General features: G+C 57.0%; 1 pseudogene. It reads left to right on the forward strand.

The features are described 5' to 3' along the window. Window positions 1-1,717 (forward strand): annotated as a pseudogene (locus tag AC0YN3_RS33065) (hypothetical protein); the annotation flags it as partial.

Consider the following 1,717-nt stretch of genomic DNA (forward strand, 5'->3'; position numbering starts at 1 on the left):
TGGCGTAGTTCCTTACGATCCGCTTGCAGCGCCTAGTTATCAGGTAGGTCAAGTCGTTACGTTTAATGGAAGCAGCTATGTTGTAAATACGCCTTCTCCGGTAGGAACGCCAGGCAGCTCGCTTGACTATACGCTGCTAGCAGCTGCCGGTGCAGCAGGTACTACAGGTGCGACAGGAGCAGGTGTAACCGGAGCAACCGGATTGCCAGGACCAACGGGAGAAACGGGTGCTACCGGTGCCGGACTCGATGGCGTAGTTCCTTACGATCCGCTTGCAGCGCCTAGTTATCAGGTAGGTCAAGTCGTTACGTTTAATGGAAGCAGCTATGTTGTAAATACGCCTTCTCCGGTAGGAACGCCGGGTATTTCACTTGATTACACACTTCTGGCAGGCGCAGGGGCTACGGGAACGACTGGGGCAACAGGGGCCGGTGTGACGGGAGCGACTGGATCTACTGGGGAAACCGGGTTTACTGGCGCAACAGGCGCAGGCTTAGACAGTATCGTTGCTTATGATCCGCTAGCGGCACCTGGTTATCAAGTAGGTCAGGTCGTAACGTTTAATGGCAGCACGTATGTCGTTAATACGCCTTCGCCAGTAGGTACGCCAGGCATTTCTCTAGATTACACGCTTATTGCAGCAGCAGGAGCGACAGGAACAGGTGTAACCGGCGCTACGGGTGCAACGGGCGTAGGCTTAAGCGGCATCGTTGCTTTTGATCCGCTAGCGGCACCAACTTACCCAGTAGGTCAAGTCGTAACGTATAACGGCGGCACCTATATCGTAACAACAGCACCACCGACAGGCACGCCGGATACTTCACCGGATTACACGCAGCTAGCGGCAAGCGGGGCAACAGGAGCTACGGGAGCAGACGGGGCTGCTGGTGCAACGGGACTGGGTGTAACTGGAGCTACCGGGGCAACGGGAGTAGGCTTAGGCGGCATCGTTGCGTTTGATCCGCTAGCGGCACCAACGTACCCAGTAGGTCAAGTCGTAACGTATAACGGCGGCACTTATATCGTAACAATAGCACCACCGACAGGCACGCCGGATACTTCACCGGATTACACGCAGCTCGCGGCAAGTGGAGCAACAGGGGCAACGGGTGCAGACGGGGCGACGGGTGCGACAGGTCTGGGTGTAACTGGAGCTACCGGAGCGACAGGAGTAGGTTTAAGCGGCATCGTTGCGTTTGATCCGCTAGCGGCACCAACGTACCCAGTAGGTCAAGTGGTAACGTATAACGGCAGCACCTATATCGTAAACACGGCACCACCGACAGGCACGCCGGACACATCGCCGGATTATACGCAGCTCGCGGCAAGTGGAGCAACAGGAGCAACGGGTGCTGACGGGGTGACGGGTGCGACAGGATTGGGTGTAACCGGAACTACAGGTGCAACGGGAACTGGGGTAGCGGGTGCTACCGGAGCGACAGGCATACAGGGTTTAACTGGTGTAACCGGAACTACCGGAGCAACGGGAGTAGGCTTAAGCGGCATCGTTGCGTTTGATCCGCTAGCGGCACCAACGTACCCAGTAGGTCAAGTGGTAACGTATAACGGCAGCACTTATATCGTAAACACAGCGCCACCGACAGGTACGCCGGACACATCGCCGGATTATACGCAGCTCGCGGCAAGTGGAGCAACAGGAGCAACGGGTGCAGACGGAGTCACTGGAGCGACAGGAGCAGGAGTAACGGGAACGACT

The organism is Paenibacillus sp. J22R232, assembly GCF_056269165.1.